Source organism: Crocosphaera sp. (genome assembly GCF_030064895.1).
Lineage (GTDB): Bacteria > Cyanobacteriota > Cyanobacteriia > Cyanobacteriales > Microcystaceae > Crocosphaera.
This window is the reverse complement of sequence record NZ_JASJEB010000014.1, coordinates 22,634-43,777: the sequence shown is the minus strand read 5'-3', so window position 1 is coordinate 43,777 and position 21,144 is coordinate 22,634. Positions and strand designations below refer to the sequence as shown.

At 37.4% G+C, this 21,144-nt stretch carries 17 protein-coding genes; 9 read left to right on the top strand and 8 right to left on the bottom strand.

All coding sequences use genetic code 11. The features are described 5' to 3' along the window. Window positions 1–51: 51 nt before the first annotated feature. The 6 genes from QNJ66_RS06065 to QNJ66_RS06040 all read left to right on the top strand — a co-directional run bounded on the left by QNJ66_RS06065 (window position 52) and on the right by QNJ66_RS06040 (window position 8,980). Window positions 52–681 carry a DUF3365 domain-containing protein gene (locus QNJ66_RS06065; protein ID WP_300504008.1) on the top strand — a complete coding sequence of 210 codons (630 nt, stop codon included), beginning with the start codon at window positions 52–54 and terminating at the stop codon, window positions 679–681. A gap of 72 nt (window positions 682–753) precedes the next feature. Further along, window positions 754–4,149, top strand: coding sequence for a methyl-accepting chemotaxis protein (locus QNJ66_RS06060; RefSeq protein WP_300504006.1), 3,396 nt, complete (start codon window positions 754–756; stop codon window positions 4,147–4,149). A gap of 30 nt (window positions 4,150–4,179) precedes the next feature. Further along, window positions 4,180–4,377, top strand: a complete 198-nt coding sequence (locus QNJ66_RS06055) for a hypothetical protein (RefSeq protein WP_300504005.1) — start codon at window positions 4,180–4,182, stop codon at window positions 4,375–4,377. Beyond that, a complete protein-coding gene (locus tag QNJ66_RS06050; protein WP_300504003.1) occupies window positions 4,374–7,808 on the top strand; it encodes a hybrid sensor histidine kinase/response regulator in 3,435 nt (1,144 codons plus the stop codon). Before QNJ66_RS06055 ends, QNJ66_RS06050 begins: the two co-directional genes overlap by 4 nt. Window positions 7,809–7,824: 16 nt before the next feature. Continuing rightward, window positions 7,825–8,346, top strand: a complete 522-nt coding sequence (locus QNJ66_RS06045; protein ID WP_300504001.1) for a chemotaxis protein CheW — start codon at window positions 7,825–7,827, stop codon at window positions 8,344–8,346. 127 nt (window positions 8,347–8,473) lie between these two features. Further along, window positions 8,474–8,980 carry a Tic20 family protein gene (locus QNJ66_RS06040; protein WP_300503999.1) on the top strand — a complete coding sequence of 169 codons (507 nt, stop codon included), beginning with the start codon at window positions 8,474–8,476 and terminating at the stop codon, window positions 8,978–8,980. Here QNJ66_RS06040 and QNJ66_RS06035 read toward each other — a convergent pair. Further along, window positions 8,940–9,767 carry a fumarylacetoacetate hydrolase family protein gene (locus tag QNJ66_RS06035; protein ID WP_300503997.1) on the bottom strand — a complete coding sequence of 276 codons (828 nt, stop codon included), beginning with the start codon at window positions 9,765–9,767 and terminating at the stop codon, window positions 8,940–8,942. The genes QNJ66_RS06040 and QNJ66_RS06035 overlap by 41 nt on opposite strands. 293 nt (window positions 9,768–10,060) lie before the next feature. Here QNJ66_RS06035 and rpsF point away from each other — a divergent pair, with 293 nt between their 5' ends. Then, entirely contained in the window at window positions 10,061–10,429 is a 369-nt protein-coding gene (rpsF, locus tag QNJ66_RS06030; protein WP_300503995.1) for a 30S ribosomal protein S6, read from the top strand. A gap of 49 nt (window positions 10,430–10,478) precedes the next feature. Here rpsF and rlmN read toward each other — a convergent pair whose 3' ends face one another. Further along, window positions 10,479–11,510: a 23S rRNA (adenine(2503)-C(2))-methyltransferase RlmN gene (rlmN, locus tag QNJ66_RS06025; protein ID WP_300503993.1), complete on the bottom strand. Its 1,032-nt coding sequence runs from the start codon at window positions 11,508–11,510 to the stop codon at window positions 10,479–10,481. A gap of 508 nt (window positions 11,511–12,018) precedes the next feature. On the opposite strand from rlmN, the gene QNJ66_RS06020 reads away from it, so the two are divergent. Continuing rightward, entirely contained in the window at window positions 12,019–13,038 is a 1,020-nt protein-coding gene (locus tag QNJ66_RS06020; RefSeq protein WP_300503992.1) for a DUF6492 family protein, read from the top strand. Window positions 13,039–13,155: 117 nt separating this feature from the next. Here the strand turns inward: QNJ66_RS06020 and QNJ66_RS06015 are convergent, their stop codons facing one another. The 3 genes from QNJ66_RS06015 to QNJ66_RS06005 form a co-directional block, all read right to left on the bottom strand. After that, window positions 13,156–14,874 carry a hypothetical protein gene (locus QNJ66_RS06015; RefSeq protein WP_300503990.1) on the bottom strand — a complete coding sequence of 573 codons (1,719 nt, stop codon included), beginning with the start codon at window positions 14,872–14,874 and terminating at the stop codon, window positions 13,156–13,158. Next, entirely contained in the window at window positions 14,859–16,973 is a 2,115-nt protein-coding gene (locus QNJ66_RS06010; RefSeq protein WP_300503988.1) for an NACHT domain-containing protein, read from the bottom strand. The genes QNJ66_RS06015 and QNJ66_RS06010 overlap by 16 nt, the downstream gene beginning before the upstream one ends. A 62-nt stretch (window positions 16,974–17,035) precedes the next feature. After that, window positions 17,036–17,239, bottom strand: a complete 204-nt coding sequence (locus QNJ66_RS06005) for a hypothetical protein (protein WP_300503986.1) — start codon at window positions 17,237–17,239, stop codon at window positions 17,036–17,038. 101 nt (window positions 17,240–17,340) lie between these two features. On the opposite strand from QNJ66_RS06005, the gene QNJ66_RS06000 reads away from it, so the two are divergent. Next, window positions 17,341–17,559: a Calvin cycle protein CP12 gene (locus QNJ66_RS06000; protein ID WP_300503984.1), complete on the top strand. Its 219-nt coding sequence runs from the start codon at window positions 17,341–17,343 to the stop codon at window positions 17,557–17,559. Between the two features lie 131 nt (window positions 17,560–17,690). Here the strand turns inward: QNJ66_RS06000 and QNJ66_RS05995 are convergent, their stop codons facing one another. From QNJ66_RS05995 to QNJ66_RS05985, 3 genes are all read right to left on the bottom strand, one after another. Then, window positions 17,691–18,602 carry a lipid kinase gene (locus QNJ66_RS05995; protein WP_300503982.1) on the bottom strand — a complete coding sequence of 304 codons (912 nt, stop codon included), beginning with the start codon at window positions 18,600–18,602 and terminating at the stop codon, window positions 17,691–17,693. Window positions 18,603–18,636: 34 nt separating this feature from the next. Then, window positions 18,637–19,467: an ATP-dependent sacrificial sulfur transferase LarE gene (larE, locus tag QNJ66_RS05990; protein WP_300503980.1), complete on the bottom strand. Its 831-nt coding sequence runs from the start codon at window positions 19,465–19,467 to the stop codon at window positions 18,637–18,639. A 200-nt stretch (window positions 19,468–19,667) separates the two neighbouring features. Beyond that, window positions 19,668–20,981 (bottom strand): GAF domain-containing sensor histidine kinase, encoded by a 1,314-nt coding sequence (locus QNJ66_RS05985; protein WP_300503979.1) that lies wholly within the window; start codon window positions 20,979–20,981, stop codon window positions 19,668–19,670. Between the last annotated feature and the right edge of the window lie 163 nt (window positions 20,982–21,144).

Sequence of the window (21,144 nt, the reverse complement as noted above, 5' to 3'; positions counted from 1 at the left end):
CAAACTACTCACACTTAGCACCCTATCCACTCGCATACTGCCTACAGAACCATGATACAGACATTAATTCAAAAGTTACGAGCAATAAAATTCCTTCTGCGGTTGATCACCCTCATCATACTCGGGGTGGCCAGTTGGTTTGTCGTTGTTTCTTGTGCCACCCTTGATGCCCGGCAACTGGGAGCCAAAGTCCCCGCGGATATGGTAACTGATTATATTCACCGCATTATCAAGTCTGAACGCATCATTTACGGTAAACATGTTGTGCAACGGCTCAAAGATGAAAACGTTGTTAGGGCTTCTGAACATTGGCAACAGGAGAAAGCTTTGCCCCTACCAGCACAAATGTTTCGCATGACTTCAGAATTAGCCTCAGAAAATAGTGCGTTTAGTTATGGGGCTATTTCCGATTGGAGTCTCAATGAGAATAATATTCCCAACACTAATTTTGAGAAAAAAGCAATGAGAGAAGTATTAGATACGGGCTTACCTTATAAAGAATATCAGGTTAAAGATGGGAAAAAATATTTCTCTGCTCTTTATCCTGATAAAGCTGTTTCTGCTGCTTGTATTGACTGTCATAATCAACATCCTATCCATAAACAACGTTATCCTAGCAAAATTTTTAAGGTGGGAGATGTGATGGGAGGAATTTTGATTAATTTACCAGTAGAAGATTAATCCATTTTTTGCAGTCAAAAGATTAAGCTGTTTCCTATTTGAGTTGTTAATATTAATTGTTAAGTACTATCTATGCAAAACCCTGTTAAACCAGTTCCCAAACCTTCTTCTACAAGGGGAAAAACCTCTCTTTCTTCGCCTTTTATTTCTAAAAAAGTAGTCAAATATAACCCTAAAAGCTCTTCTGGATTGCCACTGATTGAGCAATTTTATAACTTGCCTATTAGTCGCAAGACTCAAATGATTACTGCTCTAATTTTTCTTGCATTAGGGGGATTAATTGGGTTAAGTTCAAGCTCTTTAGTTGGTAGTTTACGCTCTCATTTACTTTATCAAACAAAATCTCAATTAGCTGTTAGTGAACTCAATTACAATACCGATTTAGACAAAATGGGTTTAGGTGCTACCGCTAAGTCAGAACATCCTACAATTATTGAAGCTACAAAAATTTTTAATCAAGGAGAATCTTTATCTCCAGAAATTCGCACTCAATTAGAATCTATTTTAAAAAATGAACAAAAACTTTATGGTCTTGAATATGTTACTTTAGTCGATAAAACTTCACGTATTATTGCCAATGCTAATAGTCCACGTCAGGGGGAAATATTTAACCCTCAAGGGTTAGTTACCCGGGTCATGGCACAAAAAAAACAAATCCGTACCAGTGAATTAGTTAGTTTACAAGAACTAATCCAAGAAAAAGTACCTCTACCGGCCGGACTGAGGGGCCAAGATGCCTTGATCCGTTATACCATTACCCCTGTTAAACTACCCGGTACACAAACTGTAATCGGGACTCTTATTTCTGGGGATATTGTTAACGGGAATTCGGATATTGTTAAGAAAAACGTACAGACTTTTCAAGATATTGGTTATAGTGCTGTCTATCTTTATAATCCTGAAAATAAACAATTTTCCTTAGCTACTGCCTTTGAAAAAACCGAACTGAGGAATTCTAACCTTAACACAGCCCTTCCTGCCAATACATCTATCTTAAAAAAAGCAGTACAAGCTCAAGGCAAAACCGTTGGAGAAAGAGGATATGTTAATAATCATAACTATACTCTGGCAGCCAAAGCACTGCCTAACCATAACGGGAATGAAGTTGCTATTTTGGTTTACGGTGATCGCGAACTGGGATTAAATCGAATCCTGAAAGATAGTTTAGTGTTACAACTGGGTTTATCGGTGGCGGTTTTGGGGGTTGTGGTCGTAGTTGCCGGAATTATTGCCTCAGCTATTACCAAACCCATTAAACGCTTACAAAAAGTGACTCAACGATTTGCCAGTGGTGACTATCATGCTCGGGTTGAGGGTCTCTCTCAAGATGAAGTGGGAGAGTTAGGAACCTATTTTAATGAGATGGCCAACAATATTGCCACTCATCAAGAAGGGTTACAGGAAAAAACGAAAATGTTCCGCTTTTTAGCAGAACTTTCTTCTACTCAAACCCTTGATCCTTTGGCTTTGGAAAGTTGGTTTTATCGAGGGTTAGAGGGAGCAAAAAGCTTAGTTAAGTTGGATCGTCTCTTTATCTATTATTTTGCTGAAGATGATCAAGACCAGGTCAAGTATGAAGTAGTTAGTCCTGGTTTTACCTCTGTTTTAGAACAAGAGGATGACAGTGAGATGATTCCTACAAGTTTATTACAAGAGTTGCAAGCAACCCTATCAACAGAAGAGTGGACCCTCGAACAACTAGACGCTATCAGCGAAAATTCTGGATACCGAGAGAGTTTAGAAAGGTTGCAAGTCAAAGAACAATTGATTATCCCTATCTATAATCAAAAAACCCTTTATGGTTGTTTATTTGCTCAACGTTGCACCCATAACGAGCAATGGCAAGAAACAGAAATTAATTTCCTCAAACAATTTGTCAGCCAGATACAAGTTACTATCAACCGTATAACTCTAGCCCAAACGAAGGCTTTAGAATCAGGGTTAGCCCGTGTTCTTAAAGAAATTACCTTAAAAATTTCCACAGAAATAATTACCGAAAATCTCTTTGATTTAGTGGTTCAAAGTAGTCGTGATGCACTGAAAACGGACCGAGTTATTGTCTATAGTTTTGATGAAAATTGGAAAGGAACCGTAATCGCGGAATCGGTTAATCCAGCCTATCCGGCCACCTTAGGGCAGAATATTCCTGATCCTTGTTTTGCGAAATCTTTTGTGGATAAATATCGTCAAGGACGGGTTAAAGCCCTAACTAATATTCATAAAGCTGGTTTAGACTCTTGTGATCTGCAACAACTGCAAAGCTTAGAAATTCAGGCCAATTTAGTTGTTCCTATTGTAGCCGGAGGAGAATTATTAGGATTACTGATTGCTCATAATTGTCAAAGTCCTCGTCATTGGCAACAACCCGAAATTGACTTTTTAACCCAAGTCGCCGTACAAGTTGGGGTCGCCTTAGAACGGGCTAAACTGTTGCATGAGCAAACCGTTGTTTCTGAACAACAACGCATGGCCAAAGAAAAATTACAACAGAGAGCCTTAAAATTGTTGATGGCAGTAGAACCCATTAGTAGAGGGGATCTCACCATTCGCGCTGAAGTCACTGAAGATGAAATTGGTACTATTGCTGACTCTTATAACGCAACGGTGGAAAACCTTCGTTCCTTAGTCACTCAAGTTACAACTGTTGCGCAACAGTTTTCTGAGACCACCAACAATAATGAGCATTTAATCGAAAATTTAGCCGAAGAATCTCTCAAACAACTCGAAAAAATTACAGTAGCAGGCGATGGCTTAACGGCCATGAGTAAATCGATTAATTTTGTCACCGAAAACGCGGAACAAACATTAACAGCCTTTCAAAAAGCCTCCGAAAATGTCGTTGCTGGAGAACAGGCCATTAATCAAACCATGGACGGTATCATCTCTCTTCAAGACACCGTGACAGAAAGCACTAAGAAAATTCAACATTTAGGAGAATCGTCCCAAAAGATTTCTAAGGTAGTTAATTTAATTAGTCGTTTCGCAGCACAAACCCATTTACTCGCGCTCAAAGCTTCTATTGAAGCAGCCCGCGCCGGAGAACAAGGACGAGGCTTTGCCGTCATTGCCGATGAAGTACGGGGTTTAGCCACCAGTTCAGCAGAAGCTACCGCAGAAATTGAAACCTTAGTTAACAGTATTCAAAGCGAAACTAAAGAAGTCACCCAAACTATGAAAACGGGGACTGAACAAGTATTGCGAGGAACCGAATTAGTTGAACAAACCCGTAATAGTCTGCAACAGATAACAGTCACTTCTCAACAGATTGATGGCTTAGTAACTGCCATTTTCGAGGCTGCTAAAGACCAATCTCTGACCTCTAAGTCTATGAATGAAGTCATGGGAGACGTTTCTACTATTGCCGAAAATACTTCGGTTTCTGTCCTTGATTTAGCAAAATCTTTCCAAGACATACTACTCCTGGCCCAACAATTACAAGCCAATGTTGAACGGTTTAAAGTTGAATAGGAAATAGAAAGGGTGGGGAGTGTGGGGAGTGTGGGAAGTGTGGGGAGTGTGGGAAGTGTGGGGAGTGTGGGAAGACTAGAAACAATATTAATATTTCGCTCCCCCCGTCACCCCATCTCCCAGTCACCCAGTCACCCCGTTACCCAGTCACCCCATCTCCCAGTCACCCCATCACCCCATCTCCCAGTCACCCCGTCACCCCATCTCCCCGTCTCCCAAAAACCATGATGAACCCTGACATCCGCGATCAAGCCTATCAATTTTTCATTGAAGAAGCCCCCGAACTTCTCTACATTATTGAAACTGGATTACTTACCCTCAAAGAAGAGCGTGATACCTCAACCATTCACGAAATTATGCGGGCGGCTCATTCTATTAAAGGTGGGGCGGCCAGTGTTGAACTGGATACCATCAAAATCATCGCCCATCGTCTCGAAGACATTTTTAAGGCTCTCTATGATGAGACAGTGATAATCGATGATGAGCTAGAAAACCTATTATTAGAGGGTTTCGATCACTTGCGTGATCCCTTAGAAGACCAAATCATCACAGGGAGTTTTGATGAAGAGGGGGCCATCGACACTGCTTTGCCTATATTTGAAGCCATTGAGGCTATTTTAGGGGATAGTATGGCTCAAGGGGAACAGTATCTCCCATCTTCAGCAGATTTGGGAATTGATATTGTTTCTTCTCTGTTTGAAGTAGATGTGGCTCAAGGTTTACAAGAAATTGAAACAGCTTTGGCCTCTGGAGACAATGAACAAATAACTCAAACCTTACGCACTCAGGGGGAAGTTTTCAGTGGATTTTCTGAAATCCTTGGCCTACCAGGGTTTGGGAAGATTGTTCAGAATATGGTACAGGCTCTCGAACAGTTACCCTCAGAGGCGTTATCTATTGCTCAGGTGGCTTTAGGGGACTTAAAACAGAGTCAACATTTAGTTTTAGTGGAAGGCGATCGCACTTCGGGGGGTCAACCTTCTGAGGCGTTGTTAAGTTTGGCACAAGGGAATATCCTGGAAACGCCAATGTCTGCTCCTGTGGTCGAAATACCTTCAGAACCTTCTGTTAACAAAAATTCTGTATTTTCTTTGGATAATCTCTTTTCAGAGAAAGATGAGGAAGCGGCCCAGTCATTATTATCCTCTGATGATGCTGTTGTAGATAGGGTGGAGGTTGAACAAGAAACTCCGGTTAAGTCCTTAGAGTTTAGTGATTCGCCTCCATTAGATGATATTTTTGGTTCAACGATCGCCGAAAAAGAAGAACCGGACTGGGAAGGGGTTCCTGCTTTGGATGATGTCTTTGGAGAACCTGTTGGGGAGCTATCTGAACCGGTGGAGGAGGTTCCTTTTGCTGCTTCTTTAGATAATTTATTTGGCAAGGTAGAAACCCCCAAAGAAGAAACTTTATCCTTAGAAGTTGAAGTTAATGAGACAAAAATTCAAGAAAATATCGATACTTTTATTGAGTCGGTAGAAAATATTTTTGAGACCTTACCAACCGTTGAAGAACAAAGTAATCCATCAATTACAGGAAAACCCGTCTCCCGTGAAACCTTTAGACATTCTTCTGATACTACTCGTTCCAATCGTCCCACCCGTTCCAGTGGTGCAACTCGTTCTTCTAAAGCGACGAAAGGACAACGACGTTCATCTCAAACAGAAAGATCCTCGAAAGAAAAAAAGGCGGGTCTGCTTTCGGTTAGGGTTGATTTTAACAGGTTGGAAAAAATGAATAATTTAGTGGGGGAATTGGTAATTAACCGTAATAGTTTATCCCTACAAAATGAACAATTACAAAACAAAGTAAAAGACTTAGTTGAACGCTTTTCTTATTTTCAAAAAATTACAGAAAACCTCAAAAAATTATCGGATCAAATGGTAGTTAGACCTGAACGTTATGGAAAGAAAAAAGGTCTGGAAAACTCTGGCAATGGAGAAAATACTGTGGACTTTTCTTCCTTATATACTCTTTCAGAAGCCACTGATTTTGACTCATTAGAAATGGATTCTTATGGCACGGTTTATTCTATTGTGCAGAATTTATTAGAAGAAATGATGCAGTTAGAAGAATCAGTGGATGATATTGTTCTTTTTGCCCGTTCTTCTAATCAAACTTTAGAAGAACAAAGACAAATGCTTAACTCACTTAGAGATGAATTAATGTGGGCGAGGATGTTACCTTTAGGGGAAGTTTTAAACCGCTTTCCTCGAGTCTTACGGGATTTATCTAATCAGTATCATAAACCCGTTAAATTAGAGTTAACTGGTAGTTCTGTTTTAGTGGATAAAGCAGCCTTAGAAAAATTATACGATCCCCTCCAACATCTCCTCAGAAATGGTTTTGATCATGGCATTGAACCCCCAGAAATTCGTCGCAAGTTGGGCAAACCAGAACAGGGAAAAATCGAAATCGTTGCTTATCACCAAGGCAACCAAACTATCATTGAAATGCACGATGACGGTGGGGGACTGGATTTGGATAAAATTGCCAAAAAAGCTGTTCAAGCAGGATTAGTGACCCCAGAACAGGTGGCTTTGATGACAAAAGAAGCTCTAGAGAATCTTATTTTTGAACCTGGATTTTCTACAGCTAATAAAGTTAGTGAACTGTCGGGCCGTGGGGTGGGTTTAGATGTGGTTAGAGAACAGTTAACAGCTTTAAAAGGTAAGGTTTCGGTGAGTTCTCTAGCAGGCCAAGGAACCACTTTTACCCTCCGTCTACCCTTAACCCTAACCATTGCTAAATTATTAGTCTGTTTAATTCATTATGATAACTATCATCAAGGATCGGCTATTGCTTTGCCTTCTGATAGCATTGAAGAAATTATTATGCCCGAACCTGAACAGATTAAAGTGTCTGGAGAACAAAGATTTTTGGCTTGGCAAGGAAAAATTATCCCTATTTATGCAATGCAACATCTGTTGGAGTATCGCAGTTCTTCTATTGATGGGTTTGTTTCTCAGTCTCTTCAAGGAATCTCTACCCCGGATCATTGGGGTTTACCCCTGCTCATTTTACGACGGGGAGAGCATTTACACGCCCTAGAAGTGACTCGTTTGCTCACGGAACAAGAATTAGTGATTAAACCTTTTGGAAAAGCGATCGCTGCCCCTGCTTATACTTATGGTTGCACCATTTTAGGGGATGGGACCTTAATTCCTGTGGTCAATGGCACTATCTTATTAGAGGAACATTTAGACTCTTATCAGTCTTCAGGAAAAGCTGCTGGTATTAGGGTAGAAAGTTCTGATAATCAAGGTTCTACCCCCATCACAATCTCACAAAATCCCACGGTTTTAGTGGTGGATGACTCAGCGGCCTTACGACGAACCTTGGCCTTAACTTTACAAAAATCAGGGTATCGAGTTCTACAAGCTAAAGATGGCCGAGAAGCTTTAGAACAACTACAACAAACTTCGGGGATAAATCTGGTGATTTGTGATGTAGAAATGCCTAATATGAATGGGTTTGAATTTTTAGGCAAGCGTCGTCGTGATCCGCAAATGATGAAGATTCCCGTTGCTATGTTAACCTCTCGTAGCAGCGAAAAACATCGTCAGTTAGCCACCCATTTAGGAGCAAGTGCCTACTTTACTAAACCCTACGTTGAACAACAATTCCTGGAAACCGTTAAAAATATGATTAACAATTAACAATTAATAATTAACAATGAATACTAAAACAAATTACTCTTATACAAACAGTTTTGAATCCTCTTTAGGACAAGAAAAATCCCATCTCCGTAAATTATTAATCTTTCAGATAGGGACGCTTCACTTAGCTTTGCCTGTAGAGTCGGTGAAAAAGATCACTCACTACACTCCGATGGAAGGGAGTGGGACAACAGCATTAGGACTGATTTATGTGGATGAAAAAGAAATGACAGCGATTGATCTTCATCAACGTCTTTTTAGAGTCCCTCAACCCGAAAAAGAAGGACGACAATTTCTTATTTTAGCGAAAAATAGTATTGACGAATTGTTTGGAATTTTAGTCCCTCAAACTCCTTCTATGCTTGATTTACCTATTAGTCAGATTCGGATGTTACCTGATTCCTATCGTCGTGGAGATACTTTAGAAATAGCTAGTCATGTGACTAGAATTGAAGACAATGAGCAGTTATTAACTGTATTTATTTTAGATGTAGATCGTTTAGTTCCACCGATGGGTATGGCAGAATTTCTATTTTAATATTAGTTCTAATCTTGCTTCTTCAATCACCCCCCATACTTCCCAGACTCCCCATATCATGGTCATTAAAACCGAAAAATCTTAAGATAAAGATGAACTCAGTTTAATAATTAAGGAGTAACCCCGAATGACGTGGCGTGGTTCAGTTAGTATAACCGATCGTATTTTTGGCACTTTAGTTTATTGCTTTGCCGTTTATGACACCGTATTTTTTGGCGAGTTCTTATTAGAACAGTTTCCAGTTCTTAACTTTTTGGTGCTTCCTGCTATACCTGTTGAGATCACTTATCGTTTAGTGAGTGCCTTACTCGGACCTTTAGGACGTTTTGGCAGTTTTCTGGTATTTATTCTTTTATTTGCGGCCGTGGTTCGTAATGATAAGATTAGCCATTTTATTCGCTATAACGCCATGCAATCGATCCTCATCGGCATTTTATTGGCTTTAGGCGGTATCATCATGCAATTTGTCTTGTTACCTGCTTTAAAAGGTGGCATTCTCATTGAAACCTTATTCAATGTACTATTTTTAGGTGGTTTAGCAGCCTCCTATTTTTCTATTGCCCAATCAGCTTTAGGCCGCTATGCAGAAATTCCTACGATTTCTGAGGCTGCTTATTCTCAGGTTCGCTGGTAGGAATGTTAGCGGTTGGCATACTGATAATAGGGTTTTCGATGCTACCAATACCCTCAATTTCTACCCGAATGCGATCGCCGACATTTACAGGGCCAACCCCTTCGGGGGTTCCTGTCAAAATAACATCCCCTGGAAACAATGTCAGGATTTGAGAAATATAAGAGACAATGACTTGAGGACAAAAGATCATATCCTGGACCAAACCAGACTGTCTTGGTTCGCTTTCATCATTAACAAAAGTCTGAATACTGGCGGCCGCACTCAATTCACGGATTACCCAAGGGCCGAGAGGACAAAATGTATCAAACCCTTTAGCGCGCACCCACTGATTATCCTTGCGTTGAAAATCACGGGCTGTAACATCGTTAGCTATAGTATACCCCCAAATTTTGCTACGTGCTTCTTTCTCAGAACAATTTTTAGTTACTTCCCCAATCACTAAAGCCAACTCTCCTTCATAGTCAACTTGTTGAGACTGTGGGGGATAATGAATAGATTGACCTTCCCCAATCAGGGTTGAAGGGGGTTTAAGAAAAAGTAAAGGTTCTTGGGGTACAGTGTTACCAAGTTCTTCTGCATGGGCCTTATAGTTTCTACCCACTGCAACAATTTTGGAAGGAAAACAAGGGGCTAAAAATTCATAAGTATCAGCCTTGAGGACAACCCCACTGGGTTGGCCTCCGTCCCAAGGGGCAGCATCAAACACTGCCACACTACGGTTAAGATTAAGTGAGCCATAGTGGACGTTTCCTTGATTGGTTTTTACTCGAACGTAGCGTTGCGGCATAAACTTCAGCAGTGAGATGGTTCAGAACCAGACTAAGTGGCCTTTGAATATCTTAGCCATTACTTAGCCATTCGTCATCCAGTCTGTAGTTTGATGTTTGATTTTAAGGGAATATCGAGAACAATTCCCTCGTTAATTTGAACATTGTAACCTCAATATTGTGTTAGGATGGGGGAATGTGTCTAAAAAAAGAAGACATTGTTTCAATTGATTAGTTTCGATTAATCCTTGCTTCTTGATATTCAGATTCTAAGTGAATCATGAAGCCAACTTGTCCATAAGGAGTTTAAACCATGAGTCAACAATACGAAATGATTTTTATCTTGCGTCCTGATCTTTCAGAAGACCAAGTAAACCAAGCTTTGACCACCTATAAGGAGTTTCTGACCACAAATAACGCTACTAACCTAGAAGTGAAAATTTGGGGTAAACGCCGTCTGGCCTATCCTATTCAAAAAAAGGTGGATGGTATTTATGTTGAGTTTAATTATCAAGCAGACGGAACACAAATCGCACCCTTAGAACGGATGATGCGCTTAGGGGAAGAAGTTATGCGTTACCTCACCATTCGACTGGATATAGTGGAACCCTCCTCAGAAACGGAAGAGGAAGAAGCAGTGGAAGCAGTGGCAGAAACGGAACCGGTTGCTTCTGAAGCTTAAGGAGTTAACAGTTAACAGTGAGCAGTTATTCCAAATTTTTAGTAACTGCTCACTCTTTTACCGATGACATGGCTCTCAACTGTCCACAAGCTGCATTAGCTTCGAGTCCTCTGGAATAACGGACACTGACAGCAATATTTTTTTCTTCTAAAATGTTTTTAAATAGGTTGATATTTTCAGAAGTAGAGCGTTGATAATCGACTTCTTCTATGGGGTTGTAAGGGATTAAGTTAACATGACTTTGAAAGCCTTTTAAACATTTTGCTAACTCGATCGCTTGTTCCGGTAAATCGTTAACACCCCCTAATAAAATATATTCAAAACTGACTCTTCTTCCTGTTATTTCTACATATTTTCGACAGTCGGCTAAAAGTTTGGGAAGGGGATAAACTTTGGCACTGGGGATTAATTGTTCTCTTAAGGTTTGGTTAGCTGCATGAAGACTAACAGCGAAGGTTACTTGTAGTTCATGATGAGCTAATTCTAAGATTTTTTTGGGAATTCCTACAGTAGAAATAGTTAGCGATCGCTGTCCTATTCCTATGTCTTGGTTTAATATTTTAACAGCTTTGACGACTTCTTTTATATTTAATAAGGGTTCTCCCATTCCCATAAATACAACATGACTAACTCTTTGTTGAAAGTCTTCCTGTACTGTTAAGACTTGATCGACAATTTCTGCACTGCTTAAATTACGGTCATATCCTCCTTTTCCAGTGGCACAAAAATCACAATTCATGGGACATCCTACTTGAGAAGAAACACAAACGGTTAAGCGTTTTGTGGTGGGAATACCAACAGTTTCAATAATTAATCCATCCCCTAAACCTAATAAGTATTTTCTGGTTTTATCGGGTGCAATAGTACAATGGTTAATGTTAGAACGACCGATAGGATAATCTTTCAAGTCTTCTCTGAATGCTTTAGGAAAGACAGAAATTTCTGTTAGCGATCGCACTCCTTTTTGATACAACCATTGATGAAGTTGTTTACCTCTATAAGCTGGTTGTCCTTGTTGTTTCATCCAGGTAGTTAGTTCGTCTACAGATTTTCCTAATAAAGTTTCTCGTGTTAATGTCATTGAGATTAACTGATAAAAGTAGTTAATTTAATTATAATAGGTATTTTAATATAACACTACGAATTTTTGTTAGGAATTTTTGTTTTTTCCTATTCCGAAGTTCCCTGTTTCCTTTCACCAAAGTCTATCTATGGTAACTAATTTTTGTAGTGCTATAGTTTTCAACTAATAATTGTTTCTATCTGTTGAAAAAACAATTGAGGAATTTGGAGATGTTTCCCTAATTGATAGATAATTTTTGCTTTTGTATTAAATAATAAAATTGAATAATACCAATTTCAAAAAGTAGGGTTTAACGGCCGTTAACCCTTACTGCACATTTCCGTAGAGACAAACTGCCGTTGATCTGTACAATATAAACGTATGTAGTCTCATTTGATGAAAATAATATAACTTGTTCAATGAATTGAGTTCTGATATGATAACAGGCATCATAAACTGTGTTCATGTTCAAATACTTAACATAGACACAATTGAATTGAATCTATAGAAAAATCAGAAACTAACTATGTCATCAAAAATCTTTGACTTTGTGATTCCGCTTTATCGAGTTCGTTGGAATACACAAGCTGTCATGGAAGGTCTAACCGTTCACTATAAACCTCGCGCTATTCATATTATTACCCCAAACTGTGAGGTTGCATCCCTCAAAGAATTATCAAAAAAATGGTCAACTGCACCACTTTATGTTCATCCTGAAGACGAATTTTTTAAAGCTAAAACAGGTTTAACTAAAGATGCTATCTGTGCTAAGTTGAACTTGGAAAAATCTCTTTATAACCCTGGTTGGTTTTATCAACAATTATTAAAACTAGGTGCATCTGAGGGAATTGAAAATTTAAGTGAATGGTATATGGTATGGGATAGTGACTTACTTCCTGTTGATACCTGGCCACTTTTTCGAGAAAATCAAGGAAAGGTTCAACATACTTTTGCTTTATTACAACATAATGAATGGGGAAATCCTCAAATTGTTTCTACTTGGGAGAAATGGATTAATTCTGTATTAGAAGTTGAAGCAATAACCGATGGAGAAGGAACATTTATTCCTCATCACGGATGGTTTAAACAAGAACATATTGATACTTTTAAACATCAAGTTAATAACTATTATCAATCCGATGAACACTGGTTATTATTAATGATGCGTTCTGCCAATGATTTCGGTACATTTAGTGAATATTGGTCTTATCTTTCCTGGGTTGCAGCTAAAGCTAATGATGATTTAGCTTTTCATACTTATGATACTTATGGAAAAACCACGGAACGATTTTTTGATGATGGAACGGGTTTATTTTCTGCTGCCTTAAGACGTTATCAAGGAATAGATGAGTCATCTTCAACAGATAATTTCTCTCCTTCTTATGAAGCAGTAGAAGCGTTTATTCGTGAGGAATATGGTGCAGATGCGTTGCCATCTTCTCTATCTTTTGAAAGTAGTCCTCGTCATCTTAAAAAAGATGAAAAAAATATGCACATTGAGGAAAGTCGTTCCCGTTGGAATCCTCGTAATCAGGTAGTTAGTTAAATTAATTTATATTTCGTAGGGTGGGTTAGGCGCAAGGTTTATTTTGATGAAAACATTATAAGTATTTATTCGCGTCTTAACCCACCATTTTCATTATGTAATCTATTACCTACTTATTTAGAAAAAATCACTATCATTTTTAACAGTATCTAAAATACCTTTAAAGGGGTTTCTTGCTTCATAATCAAGTTTTTGTCCCCATTGCCATAAAACAGTACAAACTCCTAAAATAAGCATCCAAATAATAGTAATTTGTTGCCAAGTTAACCCAAACCAATCATAAAAAGCATAAGAACAATAACCGAAAACAATGGGAAAAGTAGAGAAGAAAGGAAACGCAAAAATTGCCAGATAGCGAGTCGAATCTATTTTATCCTTTGCTCGATGCCAAACGCCTAAACCAGAACCTGCGCTTAACACCACCATCACTATTACTGCTCCACAACCTAATACCCTTGCCCCCGGCCCTATGATTGGCCCTAACACTATCAATGTCATCAGTATTACCCAAGCCACTGCTACTATTACAAGCCAAAAATCTATTCCAGCTCTTTCAGTTAGATGGAAGACCCACTGCACTAGAAAAACACTTATTAAAGACCCCGATAGCACATTCAATAATGCTATTGCTGGATCTGATATTTGCAACATCATTTCACCTGTCAACACTATGAATATCATTAGAGTTAAAAAGACTATCATTAGAGCCAATGCTATTATGATGGTTCCTTCTGACTCCCATACTCCCAATAATGTTAAAAAGACTATCAGTGTTACTAATAGTCCTAATTCGACTGTCAAGTCTTCCGTCATAACTTCTATTACTACTGTCCATGCTACCCAAGCCAATACCCCCATCCGAACCTTGATAACTATATTATATAAAGGAGTAATTCCATTCCAAACAGATTTATTGAACCATAGAAGTTTTAATTTTTGATAAAATGTTAGTATTCCAAACAAACCAAAAGAAAGAAAGAGTTGTGCTTCTAATTTTTCTTCAATTCCTTGCCAGATAATAGGCCAAAAGTAAAAAACCAGTAAAAACAAAAAAGGAGAACTAAATATAAATAACCAACTTAGCTTATCATTCACATTAGTCAATAATTGAATTACTGCTATTAGACATAAAATAAAACTAACTCCTAAGACTATATAATAATGCCATCCGCTTTGAAATCTATATTTGTATTTAATATTTTTATAAAGATTTCCCCAATCACTACGACTAGAAGAACGAGAATTAATAAGACGATGTAATAGATCAAGTTGTAAACGAGGACTGATACTTGATAATTTAATTTTCCAATTATTATCTAATTGTTGATATCCTAAAAGTGTATCAACCTTATCTTTAAAAGTATTTTCTAACTCAGGGGTAATTTTTGATTGTGCTAAAAGTTTATCTACTTTAGAATCAGTTTTTGTAGGCAGTTTAACCGAATTAATAGTTTCAACAGCAGAGATAGGAATAATAATTCTGGGGTCAACAGGTAAAATAGGTTGAGGGATATTTTCAATTGATGAGACTTTGATTAAATAAGCTAAACGACTGGTAATTGTAAATAAAGCAGAATCATAATTGTTTTCAAAAGGTCGCCAAATATAAGTTAATTCATCTGTGAGAGTTTGTTCTGATTTTAATGGATACTTAGATAATTTTTCTTCTACTTCTGGTTTTTTTAATAATACACCTAAATGCCAAGCAACATAAATGGCAAAATCTTCATCTTCATCCCATAAAAAAGGAACTAATTTAACAGCAGCATCAGGGGTTCCAATGCGGTAAATATCATCGATCGCTAATTTTCTTGTTGATTTTATTTGTTTGTCCATTCTTCTAACTCCGGTAGTGCCACATCTCCCATATCTACTAATAAATTACGAATAAAAGTAAGTTTATTATAGTGTTTTCCTAATGCTCTTGCAGATTTTGGTAAATTAGTTTTTGAGAGTATTTTTGCTGCTGCTTCTCGCTTTGATAAAGGTTCATTTTCATGGTTTAAAATGTTAGTTAGAAACAAAAATAAGGCTTCACCCCTTGGCCGAACATCGGCTGCAACTACAGCAAATGCTTTATGAAAAGCTTCGTTTTCTAAATTTGACTTTAAATTTTCAAGAATCTCTTTTTCTACCTCTGATTGGATTTTGGCAGCATCTGCTAAACATTCAAATCCTGTTAATTTATCTTTGTCATAAATGGCTTTAATTACATCAGTGCTATCATTAACTAAACCGCACCATAATTTAACAATTTCTCGCCAACTATCGGGATCACTTTGAAAGCGACTTATGAGAGTTTCTCCTTCTTCTCGCATAGCTAAAGCGGTAAAATATTCTTGTAAAGTTAAATGGGAAAAAATATAATTTTCTCCTCCATCTAGTTTCTGTAACATTCCACTTCTTTCTACAATTTCATCAATAATAGGAATAATATCATTGTCTGTACGACTGAGGCTAGATAGTTCTTTTTTCACTTCTTCGCGAACCGTTTTAAAAGATAAACTTTTGCGGTTACCTCCAAATTTATCAGGGTGATTTTGAGCATATAACGCTAAACTTTGTAAGATACTTTTTTTCTCAGATAATCGATATTTATTATGCTGTTCTAAGTAAGGACGTTCCTGATCTCTTAACTCTAATAATCGATCCGTTACTTTATTGTAAAATTCTAGACGAGAATGGGGTAATACAAAAGTTGGATCGGTATAAAGGGAAGCAATTAATGTTAAAATTAATGGGTTTCTGGCCATTTGTAAAATTTGGGGACGTTCTCGCAAAGAAGCAATTAATTGTTCCCTGGAATGATCAGGGGGAAATAATTCTTTCCATGCTCGTAAAAAGCGTCTAATTTGCTCATCATCAAAGTCAACTAAGGTTAAAGTTTGATCAACATATTGATTAAACTGTGATTGATAAACGGCAACGCGACAAGTAAGAATTACTCGACACTGATCATATTTTTTTAAAAAATCTTGAATTATTTGTACAACATGAGAACGATCTTGACTTGCTACTTCATCCAATCCATCTAACAATAACATCAATTTTCCATTGTTTAACTGTTGTTCAACAAAATGATCTGCTTTAGGAAAGTCTCTACTATCAAATGCTTCAATAATAGCATCTTGTAATTTGTCAACTGTTAATTCACTATCACTAACTCGATACAATTCTAAAATAATGGGAATAGGTTTATCTGTTAAATAATCAAATCCTTCTTGAGCATAATTCAAACTCAAATATTTACATAATAAACTTTTCCCTGATCCAGGTTCTCCTGTAATCATCAAACGACGATGAGATTGAATCATACTTTTAATATTCAGTAATTCTCTATCGGATGAATCAGCTATTTTTAAAGGAACATAAATATCCTTCATCGGTAGCTTTAACTGATTTCCTGTAAAAATAATTGGTAATAATTGATAATCTTCAATCAGTTTTTCGTTATAACGTTTGAGAGCAATTCCTAAAAATAAAGAATTTCCAGCAAATTTTTGATAAATCGATTCCCAAAGTTCTCCTAATTTTTTACTGGCACTTTCAATTAAATTTTGTCTAATAAATTCCCAGAGAATACCCCCTAGTAAAAAAATGACAATAAAAGGTACAAATCCAGGATATTTATGAGCTTCATAAGCTGATTCATAAAAGTTCAAAATTTCATTAGTAGTATAACAATCATGTTCTTTATTTTCCTCTCCAAACAAATTTTTTAAGTCTCCAATATTTCTACGAATCGCTTCTAAATTTTGTATATTAAATCTATCGGCTTTTGCATCACTTCTTGCCCGATTCTCAATATCATTAGTTAACTTTTGACATTCAGGAGACAGTTGTTGAGAATAACTAAAAAGATGAATATCTAATAATAAAAATAAACTAAGAGATAAGACAAACAATTTCAGAAAAGTTATATTTTTGTATTTCATCTTCTTCATTTTTATACAAACTAAAATTCAAAATAACATGAAAGAAAAAATAATGTTGTAAATTAATCTCCCCACCCTTCCCACACTCCCCAAACTTGCCAAACTTCCCATACTCCCCACACTCCCCAAACTTGCCAAACTTCCCATACTCCCCACACTCCCCACACTCTCCAAACTCCCCAAACTCCCCAAACTTCCCATACTCCCCACACTCCCCACACCCCCCAAACTCCCCAAACTTGCCAAACTTCCCATACTCCCCACAAACATTCACCCAACTGGGTGAACCAGTTAAGCGAGGTAACATCAAAGTTGTCCAGGTTAACTTAAAAGTAAGTTAATCAAATTGGTGTGAACAAGAAAGATTATGACTACTATCAACGCTGGATTCCAAGAACGTATCGACGAAGCACTCAAAGAAGCCCGTAAACTCTCTTCTGAAGGTAACACGACACAAGCTGCCGAAGCATGGGACGAAGTAGAAGAACTGTTTGCAGAAGTGTCTCATCAACAAAACCGCACAAACTTTCAAAAATATTGTCAAGAACACCCCGAAGCAGACGAATGCAGAATTTATGATGTGTAATTCTTGACCAAACATTGAACATTGAACATTGAACATTGAACATTTTGGTTTCAAACCTACTTCCAAACGAATGATAAATGTTAAATGATAAATGAAATGACTCAATTATCCTCAATTATTTAGTTATCGCCCTAATTAGGGCGTTTTTTCTGTTCTAACTCAATTAAAGAATTTCTTGGCACAAAAACCCCTAAACTTTGGGGAATCACCCGAAAAATAGCAGGGGTTGCTGTAATAATCTCCCCATCTGTGTTAATCTCTTGCGTCTTACGAGTACGAACCTCTATATGTTCACCGTCTAAAGTTCTCACCCAAGGTAAATTCCCATGTTGTCCTTGAGGAAGTCGCCATAAAAGGGGAAACAGTTGCCACCAAGATTGCAATTCTAAACTATATAAATCCAATCTTTGATCATCAATAGTAGCATCTTCGGCCACAGCCATTCCTCCTCCATAAAACCGTCCATTTCCCACAGCTATTTGAATAGTTTTTACCTTAATACTCTCCCCATTGATCATAATATGGGCGTGAAAAGAACGGGTTTGACTAATCACTTGCAGAGCAGTGAAAGCATAAGCTAAAACACCCCAACGACGCTTGGCCCCTTTGGATAATTTTTCAGTGATATTGACACTTAACCCCAAACTGGCCACATTAAAAAAGTGTTTACCATTCACCCAACCCAGATCAATATATTTTAATTGTCCCTCTGCAATGACTTGACATGCTTGAGGAATACTCAAAGGAATTTTCAGGGTACGGGCGAGATCATTAGCTGTTCCTAAGGGTAAAATCCCTAACGGGAGGTTCATATCCATCAAACTATCAACCACCCCGTTAAGGGTTCCGTCCCCCCCTCCCACAATCACTAAATCCACTTTCCGTCCATGTTTTTGTATGAGTTCGGGTAAATGTTGAGAAGATTTTATGGGGACGACAATCAACTCAAAACCAAGATTGTTGAGAACATCCACCGCTTGGGCAAAATTTCTTTGTCCTTTGCGAGAGTGACGGTTAACTAGAAGGAGGGCCCGTTTTGTCATAATTTAGGATTCATTTATGACTAATAATTATTCGTTAGCTTAGCGTGTTCGCCAGATTTTTTCCTACAATTTCCTGATTTAATTTACCACTACGATACCCTTCTAAATCAAGGGTGACATATATAAAGCCTAATTCTTGCAATTTAGCCACTAATTTGTCTAAATCTGTGGTAGCCACAAATTCTTTAATTTTTTCAGGTGTTAACTCAATTCTCGCTGTGTCTCCTTGCGATCGCACTCTTAAGTTGTGATAACCTAGATTGCGTAGGTAAATTTCTGCACGTCCCACCCGTTGCAATTTTTCGATGGTAATCTCTTCACCGTAGGGAAAACGTGAACTTAAACAGGGTTGTGCCGGTTTATCCCACCAAGGCAACCCTAACCCTTGAGAGAGTTGACGTACTTCTAATTTGCTTATTCCCACCTCTGCTAAGGGCGATCGCGCGCCTCTTTCTTTGGCTGCTTGGATACCGGGCCGATAGTCTCGTAAGTCATCGGCGTTAACCCCATCCACAACGTAGGGATAACCCCGTTTTAAGGCTAAGGGTTTGAGGGTATCATGGAGTTCGCTTTTGCAGAAATAACAACGGTTGATGGGGTTGGAAGTGTAGTTAGGGTTATCCATTTCATGAGTATTGACCAACTCATGGGTGATCCCAATGGTAGCTGCTTGGATTTTTGCATCTTCTAATTCTTCGGGGAGTAAGGAAGGGGAAACCGCAGTGACAGCTAAAGCGCGATCGCCTAAGACATCATAAGCGACTTTAGCAACTAATGTACTATCAATTCCCCCGGAATAGGCAATTAATGCCCTTTCCATTTGCTTAAATATTGTTTGTAATTGGGTTAATTTATCGGTCAGCATTTTATATTAAGACAATGTTTTAAACTATTTCCCCTATTGTACCAAATAGCAGCGTAAACTATTATGAGCAACTTAATAGTAGCCATTAATATTTCTAGATACAAAGGGATTGATGGAAATTTCCCAAAGTTGCAAATTTTCTTTGATTGATAATAGTTTATCTAATGATTTCTCCCATCTCCCCATCTCCTCATGAAACTTTAAAAGGGTAATTCTAGAGTAAAACAACTGCCTTTACCATATTCCGATTTTAAGGTAAGATCGCCTTGATGAAGTTGGGCAAGTTTGCGCGATAAAGCTAACCCTAAACCTGTTCCTTTATGTTTACGACTCAGTTTACTATGAATTTGTTGGAAGGGTTGAAATAGTTTCTTTTGATCTTCTTCTTTAATGCCAATTCCTGTATCAATAATACAGAAATTAAGCCAGTTATCCACTTTTTCTACTTGCAAAGTAACTGAACCTTCTTCTGTAAATTTAATAGCATTAGACATCAAATTTATCAGGATTTGTTTAATTTTTCGTTGATCAACTGTACAAAAATCAACTTGTTCACTTAACTTAAAAATAAGTTCTATATTTTGCTCATCTGCTTTTGGTTGAACAATAGATATTGTTGCTAAACAAATATCTTCAACTGCAACGGTTTCTAAAAATAATTCTTCTTTATTAGCTTCTATTTTTGAAATATCCAAAAAGTCATTAACCAAGGCTAATAAATGCTCTCCTGATACCCTAATTCCATTTACATATTCTCTTTGTTTTTCATTCAAAGGTCCGTATATTTCTTGCTTTAACATCTTCGACAAGCCTAAAATTCCAGCCAGAGGAGTTCTTAATTCATGACTAACATGAGAAAAGTAATCGCTTTTGTTATCACTACAAGATTTTAGTTCTTGATTTTCTGATTCAATTTTGTTTATCTTTTCTTGCCACTGAATTTGCTGAATAGCAATAGCAATTTGATTATTAACAAGTTCTAAATTATCTATTTCCTCACAGTTAAAAGTTCTCTCATATTGCTTAGTTTGTAATATTAAATAACCAAACAAATTCTGATGTACATATAAAGGTATATTCAAAATACAGAAGCACAGCTTTTCATTATCATTATTTCTTGTTTCCTTGCAGTAGGTAAGTTTCTGATAGTCGTTAAAAATAAGGTCTTCTTGAGAAAATTGATAAACTTGATATTTTTGATTACAGTTAACTAGGTTCGACCATCGCTTACTAATAAAATTCTCCAGCCAATTTTTATCATTAACACCCCAAGTGCTGTGAATTTTACCAGTGGATGATTCTTTCCTTACTAAAACTACATCATCAACTTGGTAAATTTCCCCTATTAACGCTAAAATTTCAGCAATTTTTTCTTGAGGATTAATATCAGAGTTTAAAAGACAATAAATTTGCCGAATTAAGTTTTTTGACCAATTTTGCTGGTATATACTTTTAGGCATTTTTCCCTCTTGTTGGAAAATCTGTAAATCTTGATTTGTCAAGGTATTCATCATTTTATTACCTCCTTAAAGAAGTAGGAAACATCAGCATTTAACTACTAAATAAAAGTATGGGGGATTTTCAAAGGTGTTCTTTCTCATATTTTTAACAGAGAAACCTTGACTAATGACCGACTATATGGGTATGACGAGTTGTCAAATTAGATTATACAAGAAA

Excerpts from the sequence above, each read along its gene's own strand:
- QNJ66_RS06065 (WP_300504008.1), top strand. The coding sequence starts at position 52 with ATGATACAGACATTAATTCAAAAGTTACGAGCAATAAAATTCCTTCTG.
- QNJ66_RS06060 (WP_300504006.1), top strand. The coding sequence starts at position 754 with ATGCAAAACCCTGTTAAACCAGTTCCCAAACCTTCTTCTACAAGGGGA.
- QNJ66_RS06050 (WP_300504003.1), top strand. The coding sequence starts at position 4,374 with ATGATGAACCCTGACATCCGCGATCAAGCCTATCAATTTTTCATTGAA.
- QNJ66_RS06045 (WP_300504001.1), top strand. The coding sequence starts at position 7,825 with ATGAATACTAAAACAAATTACTCTTATACAAACAGTTTTGAATCCTCT.
- QNJ66_RS06040 (WP_300503999.1), top strand. The coding sequence starts at position 8,474 with ATGACGTGGCGTGGTTCAGTTAGTATAACCGATCGTATTTTTGGCACT.
- QNJ66_RS06035 (WP_300503997.1), bottom strand. The coding sequence starts at position 9,767 with ATGCCGCAACGCTACGTTCGAGTAAAAACCAATCAAGGAAACGTCCAC.
- rpsF (WP_300503995.1), top strand. The coding sequence starts at position 10,061 with ATGAGTCAACAATACGAAATGATTTTTATCTTGCGTCCTGATCTTTCA.
- rlmN (WP_300503993.1), bottom strand. The coding sequence starts at position 11,510 with ATGACATTAACACGAGAAACTTTATTAGGAAAATCTGTAGACGAACTA.
- QNJ66_RS06020 (WP_300503992.1), top strand. The coding sequence starts at position 12,019 with ATGTCATCAAAAATCTTTGACTTTGTGATTCCGCTTTATCGAGTTCGT.
- QNJ66_RS06015 (WP_300503990.1), bottom strand. The coding sequence starts at position 14,874 with ATGGACAAACAAATAAAATCAACAAGAAAATTAGCGATCGATGATATT.
- QNJ66_RS06010 (WP_300503988.1), bottom strand. The coding sequence starts at position 16,973 with ATGAAATACAAAAATATAACTTTTCTGAAATTGTTTGTCTTATCTCTT.
- QNJ66_RS06000 (WP_300503984.1), top strand. The coding sequence starts at position 17,341 with ATGACTACTATCAACGCTGGATTCCAAGAACGTATCGACGAAGCACTC.
- QNJ66_RS05995 (WP_300503982.1), bottom strand. The coding sequence starts at position 18,602 with ATGACAAAACGGGCCCTCCTTCTAGTTAACCGTCACTCTCGCAAAGGA.
- larE (WP_300503980.1), bottom strand. The coding sequence starts at position 19,467 with ATGCTGACCGATAAATTAACCCAATTACAAACAATATTTAAGCAAATG.
- QNJ66_RS05985 (WP_300503979.1), bottom strand. The coding sequence starts at position 20,981 with ATGATGAATACCTTGACAAATCAAGATTTACAGATTTTCCAACAAGAG.